Below are 24636 nucleotides of genomic sequence, written 5' to 3' on the forward strand. Positions count from 1 at the left end.
CGATGCCACGCCACGAAGGTTACCTACGAGCAGGTTCTTAGTGACCCTTTCACCCCACCGCGAACGGCATACCGCCAGGTCAGCGCGCTACCGATACGAAAATCTCCCACCCTTGGGTGAACTCAGGCGCATCGATGGTACTGCTCTTCCACCACAGCCGGGTTGTACGTGGCCAACAGCTCCCGACCCAACCGGGCGATGTGGGAGGTCGACATCGCCGGCTCCTTAGCCTTAGCGGCCACGATCCCGGCCTCCATCATCCGCCGAAACTCCCCGGCATCGGGGTGGCGGCCGGTGTTGCGTGCCTTGACCGCCCTCTCAGCGGCCCGGCACACCGCCACCGCCTCCCCAATCGACAACAACCCCTCATCCAACCCCTGGCGGGTGGCAGGCAGCTCCTGAGCGAACAGCCGGCGGGCCAGCTCGGCGCGCCCGTTGGCCTCACCGGGGACCATCCCCACCGAGTGGATCAGCCAGTTCTGCACCGACCTCTGCCCACCCGCCTCCAACAGGGTCCCAGCCGCTTCCAACTGGGCCAGACGCAGCAGCATCGCGAGCTGGGCCTGCTCCATGTCCTCGCACACCTGCGAGCTCACATCCAGCACCTCACCAGCCGCACCGGTCGGAGGCACCTCGCCCATTTCCGAAGCGATGTTCTTCCGGGCAGCATCCATGGCGGAAACGGCGGGCGTATTGCCCGCCGTGTTCCCGCACTGCCCGAAAGAAGAAGTCATACCACTAAGGATATCAATAAGGGCGCAGAAAGGACCTATCCTGGGGGTGATAAAACCCTTACCCGGCCACCCCGACCCGCCTTTCTGTTTCCCAAGGAGAAGCCTTCCAGGGAAAAGGGGGCCGACCCCCTGTGCGCATTCTTGGGCAAAGCAGACATATGTACACCAGAATGGTGGTGATTTGCCCCTGTCTCCACTCTCGACGGCCGAGGGTGGAGACAGAGGCAAGATCATCGGGGTTTTCGCCTCCCGCATTGACCGGCCGCGACACCGCCAAGCGTCAACGCTCCGGCGCAGTGGCAGGCATCGGCCGCCAGGCCGACAGAATGAGTTTTTCGGGCGAAGCCCGAAATGGCTCGGACCTCAACCACCCGGCCCCTCTTTCCCATAGACGCCAACCCGCCGTCGCAGCGAAGCGTGTCAAGGTGGAGCGCCGTTGACGCGCGAAGCGCTCGATGGCGACGACCTTGACGCGCGTAGCGGAGACGGCCACAATCGAGCGGCGGGAAAGGAGGGCACCGTCAGCCAACAGAGAAAACCCAGGCAACAGAGAAATCATTTCCACCGAAAGGTGGCCGGACAATAGGGGATCCAGCCAAAAAGACACCCCACCCCCGGCCGCCTGCGGGGGCATCGTCATAGGGGACCTTCGCGCATCTGCGTACACCGGCCAAAGACCCGGGCCGACTCAACGTTCTAGCCTCGGTACATGACCCACGTACTGCACCTGACCGAACTCTCCCGCTGGCGGGGCGGCGGCGACGTCGAGGCCGAATCCCTGCGCACCCAGGGGTTCCTCCACGCCTCACCCGACGAACACACCATGCTGGCCGTCGCCAACGCGCTCTACGCCGAGACGTCCGAACCCCTGGTCGTGCTGGTGGTGGACACCGCAGCCGTCAGCACCGAGGTGCTCTGGGAGGCCGCCGACCCCGCTCCCCCACCCGGGGTCTCGGACGACGTGCTCTTCCCGCACGTGTACGGACCGGTCCCCCGCCAGGCGGTGGTGGGGGTACGCCATCCGCGCCGGGACCCGGCGGGCCGCTACACCGCCTTCGAGGAACGCCCCCGGACAGCTGAGTCCCTGGACCTCCTGCCCCACCCCGAGGGCGGCTGGTACCGGCAGACCTGGCGCTCCGGGGTGGAGGTCCAGCCTGACGGCTACGCGGGGCCGAGGCCGAGCGCCACCGGTATCCACTTCCTACTGTGCCCCGGCGAGGAGTCGCGCTGGCACCGGGTGCGCTCGGACGAGGTGTGGGTCTTCAACCGGGGCGGCCCGCTGCGGCTGGAGTTTGGCGGCACAGGCGGCAAACCGGAATCCGGCGACGGCCTGGTGCTGGGTCCGGGGATCGAGGACGGCGAACAGCTCCAGGTCCTGGTTCCGGCCAACACCTGGCAGCACGCCCGGCCGCTCGGCGGGGAATCCCTGGTCAGCTGCTTCGTCTCACCCGGCTTCGACTTCGCCGACTTCGAGGCCGCCCCGGGCTGACCGGGTGGAGCGGTGCGGAGCCGTACACCCGTCCACAGCCTGTGGAAAAGTCCGCATCCCGCACAACGGCGGGCCCCGGCTGGAGCGGTTCATCCGGCTCCAACCGGGGCCCATGCGCCGGAACTACCCGGGCAACGCTCAGGCGTGCCCGAGGCCGTCCTGGTCGGGTGCGGCGTCGCTGTGCTGGCCGACGCTGGTCGGGACCGTGTGCCGGGCCCGCCCCTTGTCGATCCCGAGGAAGCGGTTGAGGTGGCCCTTCTTGCCGACCACGAACCAGGCGACCGCCCCGAAGAGCGGGAACCAGAGGATGAAGAGGACCCACAGGAGCTTCCCGCCGCCCGACGTATCGCTGTTGACCAGCGCGGAGACCACTGCGGCGATCACCAGGACCAAGACAGCGAGGAGCACGAGCAGGAACAGCACACCGGTGATACCGCTCATCCACGCGAGGGCACGGTCGGCGCCGTCCGCCAGCGCCGCCAGCTTCGCCGACTCCGTCAGCTCCGACAGGTTGGTGATCATGACTCCCCCAAGCAATACGCGGTTGCCCTGACACACAGAGTAATAATCTGTGGTGCACGGGCACGTCCATTCCGTCGGTTTCGGGCGTTTCCCCGCACCCGTCAGCGCACTTCCGATTCCGTGGCTGGTACCGGGCAAGTACTGACTACTTTCGGGTAGCGCCCCCCACCAGGCTTTTCCACTGCTTTACTGGAACCATGGGCGAGCTTCGGCGATCTGGCAGGTTCACTCCCTCCCTCCGGCCCGGCATCGGCACCGGAAACGGTGGTGACACGGGCACCCGGGACCACCGGCTCGTGCGTCCCGCCAGAGCAACCACCCCGGCGACCAAGGACCTGAGCACAGAGGTCGGGTGAGCAGTGGTCAGGCAACCCCGATACCTCTGGCTCGCCGAGCAACTGCGCGAGCCGATCCTCAACGGTGAAATGACCCCCGGCACCCGGCTCCCGTCCCGCACCCGGTTGGCCCGCGCCTACCGAGTGAGCGAGCAGATCTCCCGGACCGCGCTCCGACTCCTGGTCACCGAAGGCCTCGTCGAGGCCAGGCCCGGCTCCGGGTACTTCGTGCGCCCCGTCCCCGAGGTCTTCCGGCTGGCCCGGACCGACGCGACCTCCGGATCCGGCCTGGGCAGGCTCTCCCGAGAGCGAGTCAGCACCGAACAGGAACGGAGCACGGCCCGGCTGAGCTCCCGGCTCCGCCTCCGTGACGGCGACCCCGTGTACCGGACCACCTATCGAGGACTGTCCACCGACCAGCCGGTCACCCTGCACCGGTCCTGGGAGCCAGCGGTCCTCACCGCAGGAACCCTGCGCACTCCCTTCGACGCGGTCGACACCGGCCCGCTGGACCGGCTCAGCTCTGCCGGCTTCCCGGTGGACCGGGTCGTGGAAGAGGTCGGGGTCCGTCCGCTGCGCGACGCCGAGGCCGCCCTCCTCGACTCCGCCCCCGGGGTCCCCGTCCTCGTCGTCGAACGCACCCACTACTGCGGCGACCGACCCGTCGAGACCTCCGACCTGATCGGCTCGGCGGAACAGTGTCGACTCCTCTACAAACTGACTCTGGCCCGACCTCGCGGACGGCACTGATCCGCCATCCCCTGGATCGCTCTGATCCGCAGGACACGACAAGGGGCGGCGGCCGGACCTCGTACTGGTCCGGCCGCCGCCCCCGAAGCTCCCGGCTCGGGGCCGGGCCCAGGCGTTCTACTGGGTGAACTCCTTGGCGACGACCTCGGCGATCTGCGCGGTGTTCAGCGCGGCGCCCTTGCGCAGGTTGTCCCCGCACAGGAAGAGGTCGAGCGACTTCGGGTCGTCGATGGACTGGCGGATGCGGCCGACCCAGGTCGGGTCGGTGCCCACGACGTCGTTCGGGGTCGGGAACTCGCCCTTGGCGGGGTCGTCCAGGACCTCGACGCCCTCGGCGGCGCCCAGCAGCTTGCGGGCGTCGTCGGCGGCGACCTCACTGTCGAAGGTCGCGTGCACGACCAGCGAGTGCGTGGTGATGACCGGGACGCGGACGCAGGTCGCGGAGACCTTCAGGTCCGGCAGGTCCAGAATCTTGCGGGACTCGTTGCGGACCTTCAGCTCTTCGGAGGACCAGCCGTCGTCCTTGAGCGAACCCGCCCACGGCACGACGTTGTAGGCCAGCGGCGCCGGGAACGGGCCGAGCTCGTCGACGGCCGCGCGCATGTCGCCCTCGTTGTCGCCGAGGGTGCGGTCCGCGGCGCCCTTGGCCATCTGGTCGCGCAAGACGTCGATGCCCTCCTGGCCGGCACCGGAAGCGGCCTGGTAGGAGGAGACGACCAGGTCCTTGACGCCGTAGGTCCGGTGCAGGGCACCGATCGCCACGATCATCGACAGGGTCGTGCAGTTCGGGTTGGCGATGATGCCGCGCGGACGGTTGCGCACCTGGTCCGCGTTGACCTCGGGAACCACGAGCGGGACGTCCGAGTCCAGGCGGAAGGCACCGGAGTTGTCGACGGCGACCGCGCCGCGGGCGGCGGCGACCGGCGCCCACTCCTTGGATACCTCGTCCGGAACGTCGAACATGGCGACGTCGACGCCGTCGAAGACCTCAGGGGCCAGAGCCTGGACGACGACGTCCTCGCCGCGCACGCTCAGAACCTTGCCGGCGCTGCGCGCCGAGGCGATCAGGCGGATCTCGCCCCACACGTTCTCACGCTGGGTGAGGATGTCGCGCATGACGGTGCCGACGGCGCCGGTAGCGCCGACGATGGCCAGGGTGGGAAGACGGTTGCTCATCGGCCGGTACCTCCGTAGACGACAGCCTCGACCTGGTCGGCGTCGAGCTGGAACTCACTGTGTGCGGCCTGCACGGCCGCGTCGACCTGGTCCTCCTCGACGATCACCGAGATGCGGATCTCCGAGGTGGAGATCATCTCGACGTTGGTGCCGGAGGTGGCGATCGCGTCGAAGAAGCGCGCGGTGACGCCCGGGTAGGAGCGCATGCCGGCGCCGATCAGCGAGACCTTGCCGATCTTGTCGTCGTAGCGCAGGGAGTCGTAGCCGACCTTCTCCTGGACCTTCTTCAGAGCCGACACGGCTTCCTTGCCGAAGTCCTTCGGGACGGTGAACGAGATGTCCGTGCGCGAGGTCGAGACCGCCGACACGTTCTGCACGATCATGTCGATGTTGATCTCTGCGTCCGCGAGCGCCTTGAAGATCGTCGCGGCTTCACCGACCTTGTCAGGGACGCCGACAACGGTGATCTTGGCTTCGCTCCGGTCGTGGGAGACCCCGGAGATGATCGGCTGTTCCATGCCTTCGCTTTCCTCGACTTCCGAAACGATCCACGTCCCGGGCTTCTGGCTGAACGACGAGCGGACGTGCAGGGGGATGTTGTACTGACGCGCGTATTCGACGCACCGCAGGTGCAGGATCTTCGTCCCGCTGGCGGCCATCTCCAGCATCTCCTCGTAGGAGACCTGGGGGATCCGCTGAGCGGAGGGAACGACGCGCGGGTCGGCGGTGAAAACGCCGTCGACGTCGCTGTAGATCTCGCAGGCGTCAGCGTTCAACGCACCGGCGAGAGCGACCGCGGTGGTGTCGGAACCGCCACGACCCAAGGACGTGATGTCCTTCGTGTCCTGGGAGACGCCCTGGAACCCGGCCACGATACAGATCGCGCCCTCGCCCACGGCCTCCTGGATACGTCCGGGAGTCACGTCGATGATCTTGGCGTTGCCGTGCAACGACGTGGTGATGACGCCGGCCTGGGAACCGGTGAAGGAGCGGGCCTCGTAGCCGAGGTTCTCGATGGCCATCGCCACGAGGGCCATCGACATACGCTCACCCGCGGTGACGAGCATGTCGAGCTCGCGCGCCGGCGGCATCGGGGTGACCTGTTCGGCCAGGTCCAGCAGTTCGTCGGTCGTGTCGCCCATAGCGGAGACGACGACCACGACGTCATGTCCCGCCTTTTTCTGAGCCACGATCCTTTGGGCTACTCGCTTGATGGCTTCCGCGTCAGCCACGGAAGACCCACCGTACTTCTGCACGATTAGGGCCACGATCGATGCTCCTGAGGAGTTGGGATCAAGACAATTAACAATGGAGTGTAGCCAGAGACACCGGCCGCACCCGCTCCGACCTGCGGAGGGAGGGCGTGGCGTCTTGACACACCAGCGCTCGGGCCTACCCGTTCGAACGGAGGTTACTCATGTTTCGCCCCGATTACGGCGAAGTGTGAGCTAGAACTCCAAGCTGCGGCGGCCCTCGAAAGCGCGGCCGAGAGTGACCTCGTCGGCGTACTCGAGGTCGCCGCCAACGGGCAGCCCGCTGGCCAGCCGGGTGACTTTCAGGCCCATGGGTTTGACCAGCCGCGCCAGGTAGGTCGCGGTGGCCTCCCCTTCCAAGTTGGGGTCGGTCGCCAGAATGAGCTCGGACACCTGGCCGTCCGCCAGGCGCGTCATGAGTTCCTTGACCCGCAGGTCGTCGGGGCCCACACCCTCGATGGGGCTGATGGCGCCGCCGAGCACGTGGTAGCGGCCCCGGAACTCACGGGTTCTTTCGATGGCGATGACGTCCTTGGACTCCTCGACCACGCAGATGACCGCGAGGTCTCGGCGGGTGTCACGGCAGATTCGGCACTCGGTCTCCTCGGCGACGTTGCCGCAGACGGAGCAGAACTGAACCCGCTCCTTGACCTCGACGAGTGCGTTGACCAGGCGTTTGACGTCCGCGTGTTCCGCGGACAGCAGGTGGAAGGCGATGCGTTGAGCGCTTTTCGGACCGACGCCGGGCAGCCGCCCGAGCTCGTCGATCAGATTCTGTACCGCGCCTTCGTACATGCCTACCCAAGTGGTCGGAACCGGGCTGAAGGCCCGGCGGGGCACTCCTGTCCCCGCACTCCACCGTATCGGTGGGTGGCGACCTCTTTCGACCGCGCCCCGGCGGCCGTCCTCAGTCGCGGAGTCTGCGCAGGTCACAAGGGACGGCATGTGCGGCGCGCGGCCCAGGCCGGTCACACGGGGTGCCCGTGCGGCACCGCTCCGGTGCCGCACGGGCACCGGAGCGGCGATACCGCGAACAGTGGCTGTCTGTCGCCGGACCCCGGAGCCTACGGACCGGACCGGAAACTAGAAACCGGGGAGGCCGGGGATCCCGCCACCGGGCATGCCACCGCCGAGTCCCTCGGCCAGCGGCCCCATCTTCTCTTGCTGCAAGCTCTCGACCTGGGCTTCGGCGTCACGAATGGCCGCCAGGACCAGGTCCGCGACGGTCTGGGCGGTCTCGTCGGCGTCGGTCACGTCAACGGCCTTCGGGTCGACGGTGATGTCCTCGACCTGGCCGCGCCCGCTCAGCTTGACCTTGACCAGGCCACCGCCGGAGCTGCCCTCGACCTCGGCCTCCTCCAGGGCCTTCTGAGCGTCGGCAAGCTGCTGCTGCATCTGCTGGGCCTGCTGGAGCAGGGCCTGCATGTCCATTCCGCCAGGGTTCACGGCCGTCTCCTCGCCGCACACTTGGTGCTGTTCATCGCTACGTGTCACTTGTCTGTGAGGGTAACCGGTAGGGCCAAGGCGGGCTGGCCGTGTCACACGTGCCGGACCGGCTCCGCGCCGCCCCCGCCCAGGTCCGCGCCTCCCGGTGCGGACGCCCCGTCCCTGAGTGCGGGCGCCCCGTCCGCGTTCTCGATGACCCGGTCGAGGGATTCCCTGGTGCGCTCCAGTTCGCAGATCGCCTCGGTCACCCGAGAGCGTTCGAGGCGTAGCCAGTCGACCAGGTCGGGTGCCGGATCACCGCGTTCCTGTGCGTACATGCAGGGCAGCAGTTCGCGGATGGCCGCGGTACCGAGGCCCGCGTCGAGAAGACAACGGATGCGGTCCACCCGTTCCACCGCGTCCTCGCCGTACTCCCGGTGCCCGCCAGCGGTACGGCCGGAGGTCAGCAGCCCCTGTGCCTCGTAGTAGCGGAGGGAGCGCGCACTCGCACCGCTCCGGGCGGACAGTTCACCGACCCGCACGACATCCACCTCCTGTGCTTCTCGTCACCAACTGTTGAAACTGACATTGATGTCAAATTCTACGCTTCCTCCATGAACACGACAGAGAACTCCTCGAACCCGCTCCTCGACAGTTACGACCTAGGCACACTGCACCTGCCGAACCGTGTCGTCATGGCCCCGATGACCCGTCTGCGCGCCGATCGGAACGGGGCACCCGGTGCTCTCATGGCCTCCTACTACTCCCAGCGGGCCGGGGCGGGACTCATCGTCTCCGAGGGGATCTCGCCCAGCGTTCCCGGCCAGCAGTACCGCACCGAGCCGGGCCTGTACTCGGCGGAACAGGTCGCGGGGTGGCGCCTCGTCACCGACGCCGTACACGCCTCGGGCGGCCGGATCTTCGCGCAGATCATGCACGCGGGGCGCGGCGGGCACCCGGACAACCGCCCCGACGGCGGCACCCCCGTCGCGCCGTCCGCCGTACCTCGGACCGACCCGGTGCACACCCTGGACGGCAAGGTCACACCGGTCGTGCCGCGCGCCCTGTCCACGCGGGAGATCACCGAGACCGTCGCCGACTACGCGGCCGCGGCCCGCGCCGCGGTACGGGCCGGGTTCGACGGGGTCGAGATCCACGGGGCCAACGGCTACCTTCCACACCAGTTCCTGGCGGACAACACCAACCTGCGCACCGACGCCTACGGAGGCGGTGTGACGGGGCGGGTCCGGTTCGCCGTCGAGGTGACCGAAGCGGTGGCGGACGCGGTGGGCGCCGAACGCGTGGGGCTGCGCATCTCACCAGGCAACCGCCAGTTCGAGATGGTCGAGCACGACCCTGTGCCCGTCTACCGGGAACTGCTGCGCCAGATCTCTCCGCTCGGCCTCTCCTACTTGCACGTCACCGAGGACCCCGTCCACCCCGCCCTCGCCGAAGCGCGCCGGGCCTGGGAGGGCACGCTCGTGGGCAATACCGGTGAGCACGCGGCGACCACACCGGAGAACGCCACCGCCCTCGTCGCCCAGGGCCGTGCCGACCTGGTGTCGGTGGGCCGCCCCTACATCGCCAATCCGGACGTGGTCGAACGGCTGGCCGCCGGGGTTCCGTGGGCCCCGATTCGGGAGAAGGACTTCCACTACACGTCCGGACCGCGCGGCTACGTGGACTACCCACCGCACAACGAGGACTTGGTGACCCCGTTGACCTGATTTCACCAGCAAAAAGTGCGAAGGGTAGCGCGAAAATCACCGTCGGTTGAAAGGATGTCCCGCGGGGCCACCGGCCCCGCGGTGTCCTTCGACACCGGTCTTGAACCGCGAGAACAACCAGGGGACTGAGGACGTGTTGACCGCCAGGGAGCGCAACTCGGCTCTGATCGAGGCGATAATCGCGGACGGCACGCTGACCGACGCCGCACTCGTCGACGCCTTCCGCTCCGTGCCCCGCCACCTGTTCATCCCGGAGAACGGGGCACAGACCGCACACGGCGCCGCCTTGAACGCCGCGGGCAACCCCGACCGGTGGCTGGCCGCCGTCTACGCGGACAACGCCATCGTCACCAGGGTCGAAGGGACCGAGGTACCGAGGCCGCGGCAGACCGAAGCCGCGACTTCGTGCAGTTCGGCGCCGACCGTGGTCGCGAGAATGCTGGAGCTGGCCGACCTCGCCGCAGGGCAGCGGGTTCTGGAGGTCGGCACCGGGACGGGGTGGAACACCGCACTGCTCACACAACTCCTGGGCGACGCGGCGGTGACCTCCGTCGAGGTCGACGGACGCCTGCTGGACTCGGCCCGAGATGCCCTCGACGCCGTCGGCCTGTCGCCCAGCCTCCACCTGGCCGACGGATACTGCGGCTACCCGGCCTCGGCCCCCTACGATCGGATCACCAGTGCGTGCGGGGTGCGCCGGGTGCCCGAGGCCTGGCTCGACCAACTCGCTGAGGGCGGGGTCGTGGTGTGCCCGTGGGGGCTGTTGGAGAGCTCCGGGGTACTGATGCGGCTCGAACTGGACCAAGAGGGTTCGGCACTCGGCCGGTTCCACGGTGGCGTGGGCTTCGTCCCCCTGCGCACCCCCGGTTCGACACCGCCGCCCGTGCGGGACGCGGGCCAGCAGCCGGACGAGTACCGGCTCACCCAGACCGACCCCGTCGCCCCGGTTCTCACCTTCGTCTCGGCCTTCGCACTGTCAGTTATGGTCCCGGACTGGCGGATGCGGCGGAGGTGGATCGGCACGGGTTCCGGGCTGTGGCTGTGCGACCACCGGACTGATTCTTGGGTGCGGATCTACCCCTACGGCACCTCGTGGATGATCGAGCAGGGCGGCCCCAGGAGCATCTGGGACGAGATCGAGGACGCCTTGGCGGAGTGGTCGGCACTCGGTGAGCCCGAGCCGGACCGGTTCGGCTTCGCCCTGGGCCCCGACGGCGGCCAGCGGGTGTGGCTGGACTCACCAGGCGGGCGGGCCTGGCCCGTCGGGCCCTCGGACTGAACCGGGCCCGCGCCCGGGCGCACCGGGGATCAAGACGAGACGTCTCGTCATCTTTCCCCGGATATCGTGGGGCCATGGCCGACAACACCGATGATCACGACCGGCGGACCCCCGACCCCCGTCGGCGCAGCCAACGCGCGCGCAACGCCATTCTCGACGCCGCCATCGAACTGCTGGGTGAGGTCGGGTACTCGAAACTGACTGTGGAGGCCATCGCCGCCCGTGCCAAGGTCGGCAAACAGACCATCTACCGCTGGTGGCCCTCCAAGGCCGCCGTGGTCTTCGACGTCTTCCACCGCCTCACCGGCGCCGAGGCCGGAACCCCGCTGCCCGACACCGGTGACCTGGCAGCCGACCTCAAAACCGTGTACCGCGCGACCGCCGACGAGTTCGCCGACCCCGCGATGGACCGGATCACCCGGGCCTTCACCGCGGAGATCCAGAACGACGAGGAGTTCGCCCAAGCCGTTGCGGAACAGCTCACCGAGCCCAACAACCAGGCGGTCCGCGCCCGGCTGCGCTCGGGCCAGGACGCCGGACAGATCGCCGAAGACGCCGACCTCGACCTCGCCGTGGACCTGATCAACGGCCCGATCAACCACCGCTGGCTCCTGCGCACCGGTCCGCTGACCCACGCATACGTGGACCAGCTCATCGACACGGTACTGCGAGCACTGCGCCCCTGACCCCGAGCCACGCGAAGGGGCACCCGGTCAGGACCCGGCAGCCTAGAGCTCCGAGGCGGTGCCGTGCTCGATCTCCTCGATGACCTTTCCGCCGAGCTCCGTCTCGATGAGCGAGGAACCACCCGTGGCCCTCGGGTTCGCACCTCCGGCGGAACCGCCGGACGGCGTGTGGCCACTGGGCGGGTTCCCGGCGGAGGGGGCAGTGCCTCCCTGGTCTGGAGCGCTGTGGGCCGGACCGCCCTGGCTCGGTCGGCCCTGCCCCGAACCGTTCTGGGCCGGTTGGCTCCGGGCGGCTCGGCCGAAGCCGCCGTCGTCGGGCGGCGGGGCTGACGCGCCGTCCTCGTAGGGGTCTGGCGGTGGTTCCTCGAGGCCGGCGACGATCCGGTCCGCCGGCGGTCCCGAGGGCTGAGCGGCCTGCGGGGGCCGTTCCGGTGCGTTCGGCTCGGGCGCGGCCCGGGGTGCCGGTTCCGCCTGCGGTGCGGGCGCGGCCTGCGGCGCGGGAGGCGGAGCGTCCCATCCCGCGGGCGCCCGCTCGGCCGGTCGCGCAGCGGGTTCGGACCGGCGCGGAGGGACCGGGGTGTTGCCGCCGGCGGGCGCCACCCGGACCTCCACACCGAGGACCTGCTGGATCGCCCCGGCGACCACCTGGTCACTGCCGCTGTTGGTGAAGCCCTTCGCCTCGTTGGGCTTGTTGAAGCGGAGCAGAACGCTGTTGCCCTCGACCCCGACCGGCTGAACGTCACTACCGGTCAGCACCATCCACGTGAACCGGCGCCGCCCCTTGACCGCCTCCAGGATCTGGTGCCAGGCACCCTGGATCCGGCCCAGGTCCAGACCTCCGCCATCCGCGGCGGCCGGAGCTGGCTCGGCGGACGGGGCAGCGGGCTCGGGTGTGCTCCCCGACGGCCCGTCCCAACCCGCGGGCCCGTCCCGCTGAGCTGTGGGGCGCGGAGCGGGTTCCGGTGCGCTGGGCCGCGCCGGAGCCGGAGAGGGCTGTGCCGCCGGTTCCGGTTGCGGAGCGGAAGGTGCAGCCGACACCGCCGGGGCGGGGTTCTGCTGCGGAGCCTGTGGTGCCACTGGCGCTGCCGGGGCGGCGGGGGGCGGGGATGCGGCCGGAGCCGGTGCCACGGCACCCGAGGCCAGCCTGCGCTCCATCTGCTCCAGGCGCGCCAGCAGCGCGGTGCCCTGGTCGCCGTCGGTGGCGGGCAGCAGGATCCGCGAACACATGAGTTCCAGCAGAAGCCGCGGCGCGGTCGCACCGCGCATCTCGGTCAGCCCCTGGTTCAAGATCTCCGCGGCGCGGGACAGTTCGGCCGGACCCAGCCGGGCGGCCTGGTCCTTCATCTGCTCGACGGATTCCGGTGAGACGTTCACCAGACCCTTGTCCAGGGCGTCCGGAACAGCGGCGAGCACGACGAGGTCGCGGAAGCGCTCGAGCAGGTCCGTGGTGAAGCGGCGCGGATCGTGCCCGCCCTCGACGATCCGGTCGACGAGGCCGAAGGCTGCGGCACCGTCGCGTGCGCCCATGGCGTCGACCATCTCGCCGAGCAGGCTCGAGTCGGTGTAGCCGAGCAGCGAGACGGCGCCCTCGCGGCTGATCCCGCCCTCGTCCGAACCAGCGATGAGCTGGTCCAGGACCGACAAGGTGTCACGGGCCGAACCCGCGCCGGCGCGCACGACCAGCGGCAGCACGGCGGGATCGTAGGTGACCCCCTCCTCCTTGAGGAGGTCCTCCATGAGCTCCTTGAGGGTGCTCGGCGGAATGAGCCGGAAGGGGTAGTGGTGGGTCCGCGAGCGGATCGTGCCGATGACCTTCTCGGGCTCGGTGGTCGCGAACACGAACTTCAGGTGCGGCGGGGGTTCCTCCACCAGTTTGAGGAGCGCGTTGAAACCCTCGCGGGTCACCATGTGCGCCTCGTCGATGACGTAGATCTTGTACCGCGAGTTGACCGGTGAGAAGAACGCGCGCTCGCGCAGGTCCCGGGCGTCGTCGACACCGCCGTGGGAGGCGGCGTCGATCTCGATCACGTCGATGCTGCCGCCGCCGTCGGGCGCGAGCGCCACACAGGAGTCGCATGCGCCGCAGGGATCCGGCGTGGGCCCCTCGGCACAGTTCAGGGAACGCGCGAGGATGCGCGCGCTGGTGGTCTTGCCACAGCCGCGCGGGCCGCTGAAGAGATAGGCGTGGTTGATGCGTCCGCTGCGCAACGCCTGGCGCAGCGGGTCGGTCACGTGTTCCTGACCGCGCACCTCACCGAACGTCGCGGGACGGTACTTGCGGTACAGCGCGATGCTCACGGTGTGATCACTCCCCTGGTCCCTGCCACGGTCCCATTGAACCCGTTGGCGGTGACAACTCGCGCCGGGATCGGGAAACCGGGAGGGGGCGGATCCGGGGCGAGGTACCCCCAGAAACAAGAAAGGACCCCCCGCGCACCCGCCAGAGCCCACTTATCCTTGCTGCCTTCCGGCCCTGGGGAGGTTCATAGGGTGACGCCGCACGAGGGGTCTGCCCCTGAGTGTATCCGAACCAGAGAGCCCCGCAACCTGTCTCCCCGGAACGGAAAGAAGCTGACCGGACCACGTCGCGACCCGTTCAAACCACTCCCCCAAAGCCTGTAGAGTTGCTCTCGGAGGATTCGCCTAGTGGCCTAGGGCGCACGCTTGGAAAGCGTGTTGGGGGCAACCCCTCAAGGGTTCGAATCCCTTATCCTCCGCGATGGCTCACCAGCCAGAACGAAGGCCCCGACCGGACACCGGTCGGGGTCTTCGTCGTTGGTGGCCTCTGCTCTGGTCTCGTTCGGTCGTTTCCGCGCTGCTTCATCCGACTGAACCCGTTGACGGGGTGGGGCGTCTACTGGATGTCCGGCCCCCACGTGAAAGACCACCCCCATGCCACCCAAGGAGAAACAGCGGATCCGCTACTGGTGGCTCGTCGCGCTCGGTCTCACGCCCGTCCTCCTCTTCGCCTGGTTCCGGGAGGACCTCCTCGTCGAAGAGGACACAGCCCCTTCCTTCGACGGGTGGATGGAGGATGTCGAGGATGCCTGGCCCACACCGCCCCTCCCCGACGGCATGGGCGACTTCGTCACCGAGGCGATGGGACTTTCCTGCGCCAGTGAAGACGCGTGCCACCTGTTGTGGGCGGACAAAGCGGAGCCGGAGTGGGCGGGACAGCCCTACACGGAGAAGGTCGCGCTGGTCGCCCACGTCGACGACGATGGCGGGTTCGCGCAGACGTGGGCCGAGTGGAGCGACCGGGACGGCCCCGGCGAGACCGCGGTCGGCGAGACCTTCCCGCTGGATCCGGACGCGGCGGTGCTGCCGGTCTCTCCGATCGGTTCCGCCTCTGACAAGGTCTGGCTCTTCCCTGAGGGCGCCGAGGAGATCGGGGAGATCCGGCACTCGGAGGCGGACGGCCTGGTCGAGGAGGACCTCGAGCGCATCGAGGGCGACCACTTCGATCGTGTCCGCACCGTCCCCGGCGATCAGTGGTGGGCGCGCGCGATGCCCGCGGGGGTAACACCCCTGATCAGGTACCGGCTCGGCTCGGAGACCGTGTACTCGGTCGGCGGGGAGGCGCGGGTGTGTGTGGACGAGCCGCGCCGCTCCTGCCACACGACGTTCCCGTCGGAGGAGGCCCTGGTCTCCCTGCGGACCATGTGGGACCACCAGAACGATTTCTCCTGGGGAGGGGACGACCGGTTCGAACTGGACGAATCCGTGGACATCGGCCCCGACCTCCACGGAGTTCTCGACGCACCGGTCGGCGAGGGGGCCGGGCACGCCGCACGGATCCGGTGGGAGGGTCCGCACACCGAGGACGAAGCTCCGCAGACCCTGTTGGAAACGTACGCCGTCTACTTCGACGACGGCACTCCGGCGCTCCTCAGCGCCTTGCGCAGGCCGGAGGCGGAAAGCCTGCCCGCCCCAGAGGAGGCCGAGGTTCCGGAGGGGATTACCGGGATAGCCCTCTTCCCCCACCCCGATGAGTCCGGGACCGCTGGGTCCGGGTCCACGGCATGGATACCGATCGCCCTCCACCCCTCGGGGGAGCAACACCTGGTCGCCCCCGCGTTGGCGGAGGCGGGCGGCGACTCAGGGCACACCGTGTACGACCCCTTGGACGACGACCTCCCCGTGGCGTACACCTCCCTGAACGAGGAGGGCCGCCCCCTGGAGTCGGGTTGGCTGAGCGACGGCGAGGTCCGGCCGTGACCGACGGGTCAGAGTGGTGTTCAGGGTCAGTGGCCGCCTTTTGAGTACTCTTCGCTGACACCCAGGAAAGGTGCGGTCTGATGAAGCTGGACGGAAACCTGCGCTACGTCGCCCTCGGGGACAGTCAGACCGAAGGCGTCGGCGATACTGACGGGGTCGGCGGGTACCGCGGGTGGGCGGACCGCTTCGCCGAGCGGCTGGCCGCCACGGGGGCCCGGGTCGACTATGCGAATCTGGCGGTACGCGGCCGCTTGGCCGGCCAGGTCCGCGAGCAGCAGCTCAAGCCGGCCCTGGAGCTGCGCCCGAACGTGGCGACGGTCTTCGCCGGGGTCAACGACCTCATCCGGCCCAAGTACGACGCCGACGCGGTGGTCGGAGAGCTGGAGACGATGTTCGCCGAGCTCACCGGGATCGGTGCGCGGGTGGCCACCCTGACCTTCCCGGACATCGCGCGGATCGCCCCGCTGGCCAAGCCGCTGGCACCGCGCGTGCTGGACTTCAACGAGCGGGTGCGCGAAGCGGCGGAGCGGCACGGAGTCGCGGTGGCCGACACCGCCGCGTACGAGATCGCCACCGACCCGCGCCTGTGGGGAACAGACCGGTTGCACTGCTCACCGGTGGGGCACGACCGGATCTCCGGCTCGGTGGCACACGCGCTCGGCATCCCCGGCAGCGACGAGTCCTGGGCCGCCCCGCTGCCACCTCTGCCCAGGCGGGGTGTGCTGCGGGCCACGGCTGAGGAGGTCCGGTGGCTGGGATCCTTCCTCGGCCCCTGGGTGGTCCGCCGGATCCGGGGCCGCTCCTCCGGTGACGGACGGACCGCCAAGCGGCCCGAATTGCGTCCCGTGGAGCTCTGACACCGGGCGGCCCGCCCCCCGGTCTCTCACCAGGGGCTCCCCTCAACCCATTATGCAACTTGTTGCATAATGGGGAGCGGTCGGCAGGACACCGGCCCAGAGGCACCCCGCGAGGAGACGTCATGAGCGAGTACCCCCACCTTCTTGAACCCTTGGACCTGGGCTTCACCACCCTGAAGAACCGCGTGATCATGGGCTCCATGCACGTCGGCCTGGAGGAGGCTCCACAAGGCTTCGAGAGGATGGCCGCCTTCTACGCCGAGCGCGCCCGCGGCGACGTCGGCCTCATTGTCACCGGCGGCATCGCCCCCAACCCCGAAGGCGCCACGTTCACCGGCAGCGCCAAGCTCACGGACGACGACGAGGTCGCCGAACACCGCCTCATCACCGAAGCCGTACACCGTGAGGGCGGCCGGATCGCCATGCAGATCCTGCACACCGGCCGTTACGCCTTCAGCGAGGAGTCCGTCTCCGCGAGCGCCATCCAAGCGCCGATCAGCCCCTTCGTCCCGCACGAGCTCACCGACGAGCAGATCGAGCGGACCATCGAGGACTTCGCGCGCTGCGCCGAACTCGCCCAGAAGGCCGGGTACGACGGCGTAGAGATCATGGGCTCCGAGGGCTACCTCATCAACCAGTTCATCGCCCCCGCCACCAACAAGCGCGAGGACCGCTGGGGCGGCCCGTTCGACAACCGCGTCCGGCTCCCCTTGGAGATCGTCCACCGCGTCCGCGAGCGCGTCGGCACCGACTTCATCCTCATCTACCGGCTCTCCATGCTCGACCTGGTACCGGACGGCTCCACCTACGACGAGGTCGTCGAGCTCGGTCAGCGGATCGAGACCGCCGGCGCCGACATCATCAACACCGGCATCGGCTGGCACGAGGCCCGCGTGCCCACCATCGCCACCTCCGTCCCGCGCGGCGCCTACACCTGGATCACCCAGCGCCTCAAGAAGGAGCTGACGGTCCCGCTGGTGGCGGTCAACCGGATCAACACCCCCGAGATCGCCGAACAGATCCTCGCCGAGGGCAAGGCCGACATGGTCTCGCTGGCCCGCCCCATGCTCGCCGACGCCGACTTCGTCGCCAAGGCCAAGGCGGGCAAGGCCGAGGAGATCAACACCTGCATCGGCTGCAACCAGGCCTGCCTGGACCACACGTTCAGCCTCAAGATCACGTCCTGCCTGGTCAACCCGCGCGCATGCCACGAGACCGAGCTGGTCCTCTCACCCACCCGCGTCCGCAAGAACGTGGCCGTGGTCGGCGCGGGCCCCGCCGGGCTCGCCTTCTCCGTCTCCGCGGCGGAGGTCGGCCACAACGTCACCCTGTTCGACTCCGCGGCCGAGGTCGGCGGCCAGCTCAACATGGCCCGCCGCGTCCCCGGCAAGGAGGAGTTCAACGAGACCCTCCGCTACTACCGCGTCCAGCTCGCCAAGCACGGCGTCGACGTGCGCCTGAACACCACCGTCGCCGCCACCGATCTCGCCGGCTTCGACGAGGTCGTCATCGCCACCGGCGTCAGCCCGCGCACCCCCGACATCCCGGGTGTCGGCCACCCGAGCGTGGTCAGCTACGTGGACGTGCTGCGCGGCGGCGCCGCGGTCGGTGAGAAGGTCGCGATCATCGGTGCGGGCGGCATCGGCTTCGACGTCGCCGAGTTCCTCACCGACGGCGGTGACGACGCCAGCCAGGACGCCGACACGTTCTTCCGGCTGTGGGGCGTGGACACCGACTACAACGAGCGCGGCGGCCTCGGCGCACCCGACCGCCCCGCCCCGCCGCGGGCGGTTCACCTGCTCCAGCGCAAGACCACCAAGGTCGGCAAGGGCCTGGGCAAGACCACCGGGTGGATCCACCGCCTCGAGCTGCGCCACCGCGGAGTCGACATGGTCGCGGGCGCCGACTACCGACGGATCGACGACGAGGGCCTGCACCTGACCGTGGACGGCGAGGAGCGCGTGCTCGACGTGGACACGGTGGTGGTGTGCGCCGGCCAGGACCCGCGCCGCGACCTGGCCGACGAGCTCACCGGCGCCGGGCGTACTGTGCACTTGATCGGCGGCGCCGACGTGGCCGCCGAGTTGGACGCCAAGCGCGCCATCAAGCAGGGTACGGAGCTCGCCGCCGCCCTGTAGCCCCGCACACTCTTTAGAATGCGCTCATGTCCCTGCCCCACGCGATCCTGACCGCCCTGCTGGAGAAGCCGTCCTCCGGGCTGGAGCTGACCCGGCGGTTCGACCGATCCATCGGGTACTTCTGGTCCGCCACCCACCAGCAGATCTATCGCGAACTGGGCAAGCTGGAGAAGGCGGGGCTCATCCGTGCGCTGCCGACCGGCTCCCCCACCCGGGGCCAGAAGAAGGAGTACGAGGTGCTGGCCTCGGGCCGGGAGGAGCTGGAGCGCTGGGTGGGCGACCCCGAGGACCCGCGCGACATCCGCGACCCCCTGCTGCTGCGCCTGCGCGCGACGGGCGTCGTAGGTGTCGGTGACGGCCTGGTCGACGAACTGCGCCGCCACCGCGAACTGCACGCCGCCCGGTTGGCCGAGTACCGCGAGTTCCAGCGGCGCGATGCGGCACGCGGATACGGGACCGAACGGGACCGGGTCCAGGGCCTGGTCCTCCAGGGCGGCATCGACATGGAGCTCTTCTGGGTGAACTGGCTGGACAAGGCGGTCGACGGCCTCACCGGGCCGGAGGGGTCCGAACCCGCTCGCTGAGTCCGCGCACGCGGGTTCCGCACGCGGTCGCACCCAGACCTCCGGGGTTCCGCGGCTCGGAACTCCAGGGGTCCGAGCGCACAAAAAACCGCCCCCGGCGACTGCCGGGGGCGGCTGGTGGCGGTGGAGGAGGGATTCGAACCCTCGAAGGGTTGCCCCTTACCCGCTTTCGAGGCGGGCGCCATCGGCCACTAGGCGACTCCACCGAGAGGAACTCTACCGGATACGGCGCAGTGCAAAAAACCGGATCAGTAGATCCGAGCACATTTCCGCGATGCCCTCACCGATCAGGTCGGGTGGAACAACTTCGGGACGGTGGTTCTGCCGGGGGTCCCTGACGAGGTCCCACATCGAACCCGCCGCTCCGGCCTTGGCATCGCGCGCCCCGTACACGAGGCGGTCCACTCGAGAGAGGACCGTGGCGCCCGCACACATCACGCAGGGCTCCAGCGTGACCACGAGGGTGCAGCCGGACAGGCGCCACTCCCCGTAGGCCTCAGCCGCCGCACGCAGGGCCAGCACCTCAGCGTGCCCGGTCGGGTCGCCGGCGGCCTCGCGCTCGTTGTGCCCGCGGCCGAGGACGGCGCCGTCCGGCCCGAGAACAACGGCGCCCACGGGTACGTCGCCGGCCTCCAGGGCGAGTTCCGCCTCGGCCAGGGCGGCACTCATCGCTTCGTCGACAGCCCTCCGGTCGAACTCGGGCAGGTCCGCCACCCGGTCACAGCCTCATGGCATCGAGGATGTCGGCGAAGCCGGAGCGTTCGGCCACCACCGCGAGGACGTCACTGGGCAGGACACCGCCGCCCGCCGACAGCGAGCGCAGTTCGTCCTCGGCCACCCCGAGGTCGGCCAAGAGGACACCGTCACCGTCCGGTCTGGGGTCGGGGCGGGATCCGGCGCTTTCGGTCGGCATAGGGGCACCGAGCCCGCCGGCCTCGGACAGCACGCCGGCCAACGGGTGGTCGTGTACGACCCGGCCGTCGGAGAGGTAGACGCGGGGATCCGAGTCGTACGTGTCCACCCGGACAAAGGCGAACCACTCGTCATCAGCCTCGACGAGCAGCAGGGTCAGGTCGCTGTCCCAGTCCGCCGAGAAGTCCAGCATGAGGTCGGTGATGTCGTCGATGACCTCCACGTCACCGAGATCGACCTCTGTTCCCCGCCACGTCTTCCCGTTGGGAGCGAAGACAGCTGCGAAGGTCGACACCGCTTGCCCTCCTGTTTCTCCTGGTGGTTTTCCAGGCGATCCCTACCCCATCGCGTCAAGTACACGCTGGAAGGACTGGGCGAATCCCAGCCGTTCGGACACACTCGCGAGCACCTCGTCCGGATAGAGGTCGAGGTCGCCCGCCAGAGCTCCCAGTTCCATCTCGTCCAGACCCAAGTCGGAGACGACCGACAGGTCACCCGCGGGCAGGACCTGGTCGAGATCGTCGTCGTCCGGCAGGTCGATATCCAGGTAGTCCAGAACGTCTCGAGCGACCTGCCAGTCGACGGAGGCGGTCACATCGGACAGGAAGAGGGTGACCTCCTCGCCGTATACCCGGACGATGATGAAGAAATCGTCGCCGACCGATACCAGGCCGAGGGAACCGCTGATGCTCGGCTGCTGGCGGAGGGCGTGGATCAGCCCCTTGAGGTCGTGTGTCAGCGCCACGGGGAGGAGGTCGACATCCCAGTACTCCTCTTCCCTGTACGCGACGGCAGCGAAGTCACCCGAGTCGTCGTCACCATGATCGAGCACTGTCATCGTCACCCCAACCCGGACGGTGTGTCGGTGCGGCCGAGTGGAGCCCGGCCCGCCCGTGCGAGTGCCATGGTAGCGATCACTCTCACCCTGCCTTCGCCGCTCGTCCGCCGTAGATCGGACCTAACGTTCTCATGAGAGGCCGGTCTCCCGCTCCCCCGTGGGCGATCCCGTGCCGCACAGTTCCGCACCCCGCGGCGCCGCGCCGCAGAAAGTGCCGGTGGAGCGACGCGGGAGGGCCCTGGTACGGGTGATACGCGCGGTTAGACTCGGGCAGGCCCTTCCCCTCATCAACAGTCCCGTTATCCCAGCTCACCCGGAGAACGTTTTGGAAACCCTGGTCGTCGACCACCCCTTGGTCGCGCACAAACTGACCACCCTGCGCGACGTGGGGACCGACTCACCGACCTTCCGACGGCTGACCGACGAGCTGGTCACCCTGCTCGCCTATGAGGCGACACGGGACGTTCGCGTGACAGAGGTCACTATCGAGACCCCGCTCGTAGAGACCACCGGAAGCCAGCTCACGCGTCCGACCCCGCTCGTCGTACCGATCCTGCGCGCCGGCCTCGGCATGCTCGACGGTATGACCCGCCTCCTCCCCACGGCCGAGGTCGGATTCCTCGGCATGGCACGCGACGAGACGACCCTCCAGCCCGCCACCTACGCGGACCGCCTCCCCCAGGACCTCTCCGGCCGCCAGTGCTACGTGCTGGACCCGATGCTGGCCACCGGCGGCACCCTGGCCGCGGCGCTGAAGCTGCTCGTCGAGCGCGGCGCCGACCACATCACCGCGATCTGCCTCCTTGCCGCGCCCGAAGGACTGACCGCCGTGGAGCGGATCCTGGCCGATTCCCTGCCCACCGACCACGGGGCCACGCTGAGCGTCGTCACCGCCGCGGTGGACGAACGCCTGAACGAGAGCGGCTTCATCCTCCCGGGGCTGGGTGACGCGGGCGACCGTCTGTACGGCTGCTCCTAGCCCACGCACCGCCCTCACACCGAGAGGTTGAGCGCCCACCCGGATCACCGGTTGGGCGCTTTTTCGGTTCTTTTGGGGACGGAGTGAATGAACGCCCGAAAATCGGGCATTGGTCCCCTAGCGACCACAGCTACCCGCCCGTAACCCCAGGTCGAGCCCGCTTGACCGACCTCCGAGGCGACACGGCATTGCATTAGCCGAATTCATTTCGAGATTGGAACGTAACAGATTAGAGTGATCATGGTTCCTGACCACCCGTAACCGGGCAGACCCGCCAGACCGAAACCACCCCACAAGGGGCTCAGCCCAGTGATAGCCGTACGTCGCCGCCGGTTTCCGGCGGGGCACTCCGGCAACCCTCGAGTAGCTACACAAAGCCCCCGGACGCACACAGAACGTACTGTTCCGCCCTCCGCTGCCCTAAGGAGTGAAATGCCCGAGAACCCCTCCCCCTCGACGACCCAGGCCCCCCGCGAGGCCCATTTCAGCCCAGTCGTGAATCGCCTGGCTTCGGAGTTCTCCGGCGTACACCACTCCTCCACCGTCTCCCGGTGCGTGGACGCCGCCAAGCACGGCGCCCAGGACGTGACGGGGCGGGCCACCCCGGAACTCGTGGAGCGCATCGCCCGCCAACACCTCCAAGTCCTGGCCCTGGCCTTCGCGGAACAGCGCTGACCCCACCAGCCCCCGTTTCGGACACGCACTTCCGCGCACTTCGGAAGGTGAAGAACCGGGAGTCCCGCCCCCACACTCGGGAAAGCCCGGATCTCCTCTGCAGGACCCAGCGGCCGGATCCCGCGCGGGTGCACCGCCTCGAAGCGGCACCCTCACCCTCCCGCACCACCCTGACCTGCACCTGAGCGGAAACACTTTCCGGACTACCATTCACGGGGTTAGCAACACCGCCGGAACCGGACACAGTCCGCAAGCGTCGAACGTCCGACATACCGCCACGCCGAGGGTGTGCCCCTGGCTTTACGGGCATGATGGTCGATGGAACAATCACTGCTGGGTTGGTGGGTCAGGTGGATTCCAAGGGGAGCCAGTCGTGGCGAAGTTGAAGAAATGGGTCGGCTACGCACTCATCGCTTTTGTGGCGTTTTATCTGCTCACGCAGCCGGAAAGCGCCGCCGGGGTCATCCAGAGCATCCTGGATCTGCTGGTGGATGGTGCGGAGTCGATGTCCCGATTCGTCAACGCGCTGCTGCCATAGGCGGATAGGTCGGGTGTCATGAGGCTCGTAGCTTCGAGTAACGCGGCTCCAGCGTCAGTCAACCGGTACCTCCTGCCGCACGAGCAGGACGTCGTGACCATCCGTCGGCATCCCGCGGTCCTCATCGGCCCGGTCGCCGCGGTGCTGGCCGCACTGGTCGTCGCCGGAATCCTGAGCAGGACGATCGGTACCGGCGCCAACGGCAACGCGACGCTGGCCGTCATCTGGTGGCTCTGGCTGCTCGTGCTGGTGTGGTTCGTCTGGCGGGTCGCGGAGTGGTCCGTCGACTATTTCGTGATCACCTCGGCACGGTTGTTGTTGACCACGGGATTGATCACCCGCCAGGTGAACATGATGCCGCTGGGCAAGGTCACCGACATGCGGTTCGAGCGCACTCTGCTCGGCCGCTTCCTCGGCTACGGGACCTTCGTCATGGAGTCCGCGGGTCAGGACCAAGCACTCAGCAAGATCAACTTCATTCCCTACCCCGAGCAGCTCTACCTCGAGGTCGTGGGACTGATCTTCAAGGAGTAGGCGTGCTGGCCGACCGGTCGACGCCGTTCCCAGAGCACCCGTCCAAGTGACGGGTGCTCCTTCGTTTTCCAGGGCCTGTGGTCGGCCGGGCTCCTTGATCTCCCAGGCCCACGGCGCACGGGTCGGACCCTCCGTGACCTGGACCGACCCTGGTTCCCACTCTGTTCACCTTCCGTTCACCTTGAAAGCGCGCCAGCCCCCGCAGCCCGGCAGAACACGGCCGACACGGCGAAAGTGAATTGACTCCAAGGTGAACGTGGGGTTAACTTAGTCCATCTGCTAAGAGAACGAGGAGGGCTCCATGGCACGAAGGACCGACCGCGCGCCGCACCTCACTCGCTCCACGACCACCCCTCGGCGCACTCGATCCGCTGCCGCGAGCCGCCGCCTGTCCGGCCTGGCTCCGGAGCCCACGCAGGTCCCCCTGCCTCGCGAGGACGCCGACGCGACACCCTCGGAGCACCCGATCATGCACTGGGTCCTGGTCACCGACGAGATGGGCCGCACCCGGCCCGAGGCGCGCTGGCTCTAGACAGCCCCGCCCAACACAGCCCCGAAGGGCCGTTCGCACCGTGCGGGCGGCCCTTCGCCGTGTCGACCCCCCGGCCCGCGAAAGTGGCCGCGGTGGTGGCGACCCAGAGCCCCGTCATCGCTATGTCGACAAATCGGCAAGGCAATAAATGTCAATCCGGCTGTCCTTATATGGGAAGCAATGCCGCGACTGAGAGTGATGCCGGTCTCATTCGGGCACCATTGACGTGGAAAACAACGAGACGTATCGTCTTGCCTATGAGGCTCTACTTTTTCCTGTAGTCCGCACCGGACGCCCACGTTCCGAGCACGCGCACGTGCTGCCCAGCCTAAACTCCGGCAGAGGCGCGCTACTCCGTCGGCGTCACCACACCGCGGTCTCATCAGGACAGCCTCGAGCACTCCCCTCGATTTCGGACACTGGCACGTCTCTGTGCGCACGCCCGAATCCTGCCC

General features: G+C 68.7%; 25 protein-coding genes, 2 tRNA genes and 1 other RNA gene. 15 read left to right on the forward strand and 13 right to left on the reverse strand.

Translation table 11 applies throughout. The annotated features are described in order from the left end of the window. Positions 1–122: 122 nt before the first annotated feature. Positions 123–734 carry a hypothetical protein gene (locus ACYVDG_RS22530; protein WP_460757215.1) on the reverse strand — a complete coding sequence of 204 codons (612 nt, stop codon included), beginning with the start codon at positions 732–734 and terminating at the stop codon, positions 123–125. Positions 735–1443: 709 nt separating this feature from the next. On the opposite strand from ACYVDG_RS22530, the gene ACYVDG_RS22535 reads away from it, so the two are divergent. After that, positions 1444–2223 carry a cupin domain-containing protein gene (locus ACYVDG_RS22535; protein WP_460757220.1) on the forward strand — a complete coding sequence of 260 codons (780 nt, stop codon included), beginning with the start codon at positions 1444–1446 and terminating at the stop codon, positions 2221–2223. Between the two features lie 138 nt (positions 2224–2361). Here ACYVDG_RS22535 and ACYVDG_RS22540 read toward each other — a convergent pair whose 3' ends face one another. Then, a complete protein-coding gene (locus ACYVDG_RS22540) occupies positions 2362–2745 on the reverse strand; it encodes a PLD nuclease N-terminal domain-containing protein (protein WP_460757224.1) in 384 nt (127 codons plus the stop codon). 359 nt (positions 2746–3104) lie between these two features. Between ACYVDG_RS22540 and ACYVDG_RS22545 the strand changes: the two genes are divergently transcribed. After that, positions 3105–3830 carry a GntR family transcriptional regulator gene (locus ACYVDG_RS22545; protein WP_460757228.1) on the forward strand — a complete coding sequence of 242 codons (726 nt, stop codon included), beginning with the start codon at positions 3105–3107 and terminating at the stop codon, positions 3828–3830. Positions 3831–3947: 117 nt separating this feature from the next. Here the strand turns inward: ACYVDG_RS22545 and ACYVDG_RS22550 are convergent, their stop codons facing one another. The 5 genes from ACYVDG_RS22550 to ACYVDG_RS22570 form a co-directional block, all read right to left on the reverse strand. Then, positions 3948–5006 (reverse strand): aspartate-semialdehyde dehydrogenase, encoded by a 1059-nt coding sequence (locus ACYVDG_RS22550; RefSeq protein ID WP_460757231.1) that lies wholly within the window; start codon positions 5004–5006, stop codon positions 3948–3950. Further along, complete coding sequence (locus ACYVDG_RS22555; protein WP_460757234.1) at positions 5003–6274, reverse strand: aspartate kinase; 1272 nt, start codon at positions 6272–6274, stop codon at positions 5003–5005. Before ACYVDG_RS22555 ends, ACYVDG_RS22550 begins: the two co-directional genes overlap by 4 nt. Before the next feature lie 180 nt (positions 6275–6454). Next, complete coding sequence (recR, locus tag ACYVDG_RS22560; protein ID WP_460757237.1) at positions 6455–7054, reverse strand: recombination mediator RecR; 600 nt, start codon at positions 7052–7054, stop codon at positions 6455–6457. A gap of 288 nt (positions 7055–7342) precedes the next feature. After that, on the reverse strand, positions 7343–7690 hold the full coding sequence (locus ACYVDG_RS22565; RefSeq protein ID WP_460757471.1) for a YbaB/EbfC family nucleoid-associated protein: 348 nt from the start codon (positions 7688–7690) through the stop codon (positions 7343–7345). 107 nt (positions 7691–7797) lie between these two features. Beyond that, positions 7798–8226, reverse strand: a complete 429-nt coding sequence (locus ACYVDG_RS22570) for a MerR family transcriptional regulator (RefSeq protein ID WP_460757241.1) — start codon at positions 8224–8226, stop codon at positions 7798–7800. A gap of 72 nt (positions 8227–8298) precedes the next feature. Between ACYVDG_RS22570 and ACYVDG_RS22575 the strand changes: the two genes are divergently transcribed. The 3 genes from ACYVDG_RS22575 to ACYVDG_RS22585 all read left to right on the forward strand — a co-directional run bounded on the left by ACYVDG_RS22575 (position 8299) and on the right by ACYVDG_RS22585 (position 11376). Beyond that, positions 8299–9411 (forward strand): alkene reductase, encoded by a 1113-nt coding sequence (locus ACYVDG_RS22575; protein WP_460757245.1) that lies wholly within the window; start codon positions 8299–8301, stop codon positions 9409–9411. A 136-nt stretch (positions 9412–9547) separates the two neighbouring features. Further along, entirely contained in the window at positions 9548–10690 is a 1143-nt protein-coding gene (locus ACYVDG_RS22580) for a methyltransferase domain-containing protein (RefSeq protein ID WP_460757474.1), read from the forward strand. 74 nt (positions 10691–10764) lie between these two features. Further along, positions 10765–11376: a TetR/AcrR family transcriptional regulator gene (locus ACYVDG_RS22585; protein ID WP_460757248.1), complete on the forward strand. Its 612-nt coding sequence runs from the start codon at positions 10765–10767 to the stop codon at positions 11374–11376. Between the two features lie 42 nt (positions 11377–11418). Here ACYVDG_RS22585 and ACYVDG_RS22590 read toward each other — a convergent pair whose 3' ends face one another. Beyond that, positions 11419–13674, reverse strand: a complete 2256-nt coding sequence (locus tag ACYVDG_RS22590) for a DNA polymerase III subunit gamma and tau (RefSeq protein WP_460757251.1) — start codon at positions 13672–13674, stop codon at positions 11419–11421. 119 nt (positions 13675–13793) lie between these two features. Then, positions 13794–13889: signal recognition particle sRNA small type (gene ffs, locus ACYVDG_RS22595), an RNA gene on the reverse strand. 119 nt (positions 13890–14008) lie between these two features. Here ffs and ACYVDG_RS22600 point away from each other — a divergent pair. The 5 genes from ACYVDG_RS22600 to ACYVDG_RS22620 all read left to right on the forward strand — a co-directional run bounded on the left by ACYVDG_RS22600 (position 14009) and on the right by ACYVDG_RS22620 (position 19173). Further along, positions 14009–14093 (forward strand) — tRNA-Ser (locus ACYVDG_RS22600). Between the two features lie 175 nt (positions 14094–14268). Beyond that, a complete protein-coding gene (locus ACYVDG_RS22605; protein ID WP_460757254.1) occupies positions 14269–15594 on the forward strand; it encodes a hypothetical protein in 1326 nt (441 codons plus the stop codon). A gap of 80 nt (positions 15595–15674) precedes the next feature. After that, positions 15675–16451: an SGNH/GDSL hydrolase family protein gene (locus ACYVDG_RS22610; protein ID WP_460757257.1), complete on the forward strand. Its 777-nt coding sequence runs from the start codon at positions 15675–15677 to the stop codon at positions 16449–16451. Positions 16452–16573: 122 nt separating this feature from the next. Further along, positions 16574–18589: an oxidoreductase gene (locus ACYVDG_RS22615; RefSeq protein WP_460757260.1), complete on the forward strand. Its 2016-nt coding sequence runs from the start codon at positions 16574–16576 to the stop codon at positions 18587–18589. 26 nt (positions 18590–18615) lie between these two features. After that, on the forward strand, positions 18616–19173 hold the full coding sequence (locus ACYVDG_RS22620) for a PadR family transcriptional regulator (protein WP_460757264.1): 558 nt from the start codon (positions 18616–18618) through the stop codon (positions 19171–19173). A 118-nt stretch (positions 19174–19291) separates the two neighbouring features. On the opposite strand, the gene ACYVDG_RS22625 is transcribed toward ACYVDG_RS22620, so the two are convergent. From ACYVDG_RS22625 to ACYVDG_RS22640, 4 genes are all read right to left on the reverse strand, one after another. Next, a tRNA-Ser gene (locus ACYVDG_RS22625) sits at positions 19292–19379 on the reverse strand. Between the two features lie 10 nt (positions 19380–19389). After that, positions 19390–19842, reverse strand: a complete 453-nt coding sequence (locus ACYVDG_RS22630; RefSeq protein ID WP_460757478.1) for a nucleoside deaminase — start codon at positions 19840–19842, stop codon at positions 19390–19392. A gap of 49 nt (positions 19843–19891) precedes the next feature. Then, the gene (locus ACYVDG_RS22635; protein WP_460757269.1) at positions 19892–20380 is read right to left on the reverse strand and encodes a tRNA adenosine deaminase-associated protein; all 489 of its coding nucleotides are present in this window, start codon (positions 20378–20380) and stop codon (positions 19892–19894) included. A gap of 42 nt (positions 20381–20422) precedes the next feature. Beyond that, the gene (locus ACYVDG_RS22640; protein WP_460757274.1) at positions 20423–20923 is read right to left on the reverse strand and encodes a tRNA adenosine deaminase-associated protein; all 501 of its coding nucleotides are present in this window, start codon (positions 20921–20923) and stop codon (positions 20423–20425) included. 325 nt (positions 20924–21248) lie between these two features. Between ACYVDG_RS22640 and upp the strand changes: the two genes are divergently transcribed. The 5 genes from upp to ACYVDG_RS22665 all read left to right on the forward strand — a co-directional run bounded on the left by upp (position 21249) and on the right by ACYVDG_RS22665 (position 24181). Further along, positions 21249–21902, forward strand: coding sequence for a uracil phosphoribosyltransferase (gene upp, locus ACYVDG_RS22645; protein ID WP_460757276.1), 654 nt, complete (start codon positions 21249–21251; stop codon positions 21900–21902). 432 nt (positions 21903–22334) lie between these two features. Further along, the gene (locus ACYVDG_RS22650) at positions 22335–22577 is read left to right on the forward strand and encodes a hypothetical protein (RefSeq protein ID WP_460757280.1); all 243 of its coding nucleotides are present in this window, start codon (positions 22335–22337) and stop codon (positions 22575–22577) included. 373 nt (positions 22578–22950) lie between these two features. Further along, positions 22951–23115, forward strand: coding sequence for a hypothetical protein (locus tag ACYVDG_RS22655; RefSeq protein WP_460757285.1), 165 nt, complete (start codon positions 22951–22953; stop codon positions 23113–23115). Positions 23116–23133: 18 nt separating this feature from the next. Further along, a complete protein-coding gene (locus tag ACYVDG_RS22660) occupies positions 23134–23649 on the forward strand; it encodes a PH domain-containing protein (RefSeq protein WP_460757289.1) in 516 nt (171 codons plus the stop codon). A 301-nt stretch (positions 23650–23950) separates the two neighbouring features. Then, entirely contained in the window at positions 23951–24181 is a 231-nt protein-coding gene (locus tag ACYVDG_RS22665; protein WP_460757294.1) for a hypothetical protein, read from the forward strand. Positions 24182–24636 lie beyond the last annotated feature (455 nt).

The organism is Nocardiopsis oceani, assembly GCF_054777395.1.

What these genes read in the sequence shown, in the direction of transcription:
- ACYVDG_RS22530 (WP_460757215.1), bottom strand. Translation starts at nt 734, where the DNA reads ATGACTTCTTCTTTCGGGCAGTGCGGGAACACGGCGGGCAATACGCCC.
- ACYVDG_RS22535 (WP_460757220.1), top strand. Translation starts at nt 1,444, where the DNA reads ATGACCCACGTACTGCACCTGACCGAACTCTCCCGCTGGCGGGGCGGC.
- ACYVDG_RS22540 (WP_460757224.1), bottom strand. Translation starts at nt 2,745, where the DNA reads ATGATCACCAACCTGTCGGAGCTGACGGAGTCGGCGAAGCTGGCGGCG.
- ACYVDG_RS22550 (WP_460757231.1), bottom strand. Translation starts at nt 5,006, where the DNA reads ATGAGCAACCGTCTTCCCACCCTGGCCATCGTCGGCGCTACCGGCGCC.
- recR (WP_460757237.1), bottom strand. Translation starts at nt 7,054, where the DNA reads ATGTACGAAGGCGCGGTACAGAATCTGATCGACGAGCTCGGGCGGCTG.
- ACYVDG_RS22565 (WP_460757471.1), bottom strand. Translation starts at nt 7,690, where the DNA reads ATGGACATGCAGGCCCTGCTCCAGCAGGCCCAGCAGATGCAGCAGCAG.
- ACYVDG_RS22575 (WP_460757245.1), top strand. Translation starts at nt 8,299, where the DNA reads ATGAACACGACAGAGAACTCCTCGAACCCGCTCCTCGACAGTTACGAC.
- ACYVDG_RS22585 (WP_460757248.1), top strand. Translation starts at nt 10,765, where the DNA reads ATGGCCGACAACACCGATGATCACGACCGGCGGACCCCCGACCCCCGT.
- ACYVDG_RS22605 (WP_460757254.1), top strand. Translation starts at nt 14,269, where the DNA reads ATGCCACCCAAGGAGAAACAGCGGATCCGCTACTGGTGGCTCGTCGCG.
- ACYVDG_RS22610 (WP_460757257.1), top strand. Translation starts at nt 15,675, where the DNA reads ATGAAGCTGGACGGAAACCTGCGCTACGTCGCCCTCGGGGACAGTCAG.
- ACYVDG_RS22615 (WP_460757260.1), top strand. Translation starts at nt 16,574, where the DNA reads ATGAGCGAGTACCCCCACCTTCTTGAACCCTTGGACCTGGGCTTCACC.
- ACYVDG_RS22620 (WP_460757264.1), top strand. Translation starts at nt 18,616, where the DNA reads ATGTCCCTGCCCCACGCGATCCTGACCGCCCTGCTGGAGAAGCCGTCC.
- ACYVDG_RS22630 (WP_460757478.1), bottom strand. Translation starts at nt 19,842, where the DNA reads ATGAGTGCCGCCCTGGCCGAGGCGGAACTCGCCCTGGAGGCCGGCGAC.
- ACYVDG_RS22640 (WP_460757274.1), bottom strand. Translation starts at nt 20,923, where the DNA reads ATGACAGTGCTCGATCATGGTGACGACGACTCGGGTGACTTCGCTGCC.
- ACYVDG_RS22650 (WP_460757280.1), top strand. Translation starts at nt 22,335, where the DNA reads ATGCCCGAGAACCCCTCCCCCTCGACGACCCAGGCCCCCCGCGAGGCC.
- ACYVDG_RS22660 (WP_460757289.1), top strand. Translation starts at nt 23,134, where the DNA reads ATGAGGCTCGTAGCTTCGAGTAACGCGGCTCCAGCGTCAGTCAACCGG.
- ACYVDG_RS22665 (WP_460757294.1), top strand. Translation starts at nt 23,951, where the DNA reads ATGGCACGAAGGACCGACCGCGCGCCGCACCTCACTCGCTCCACGACC.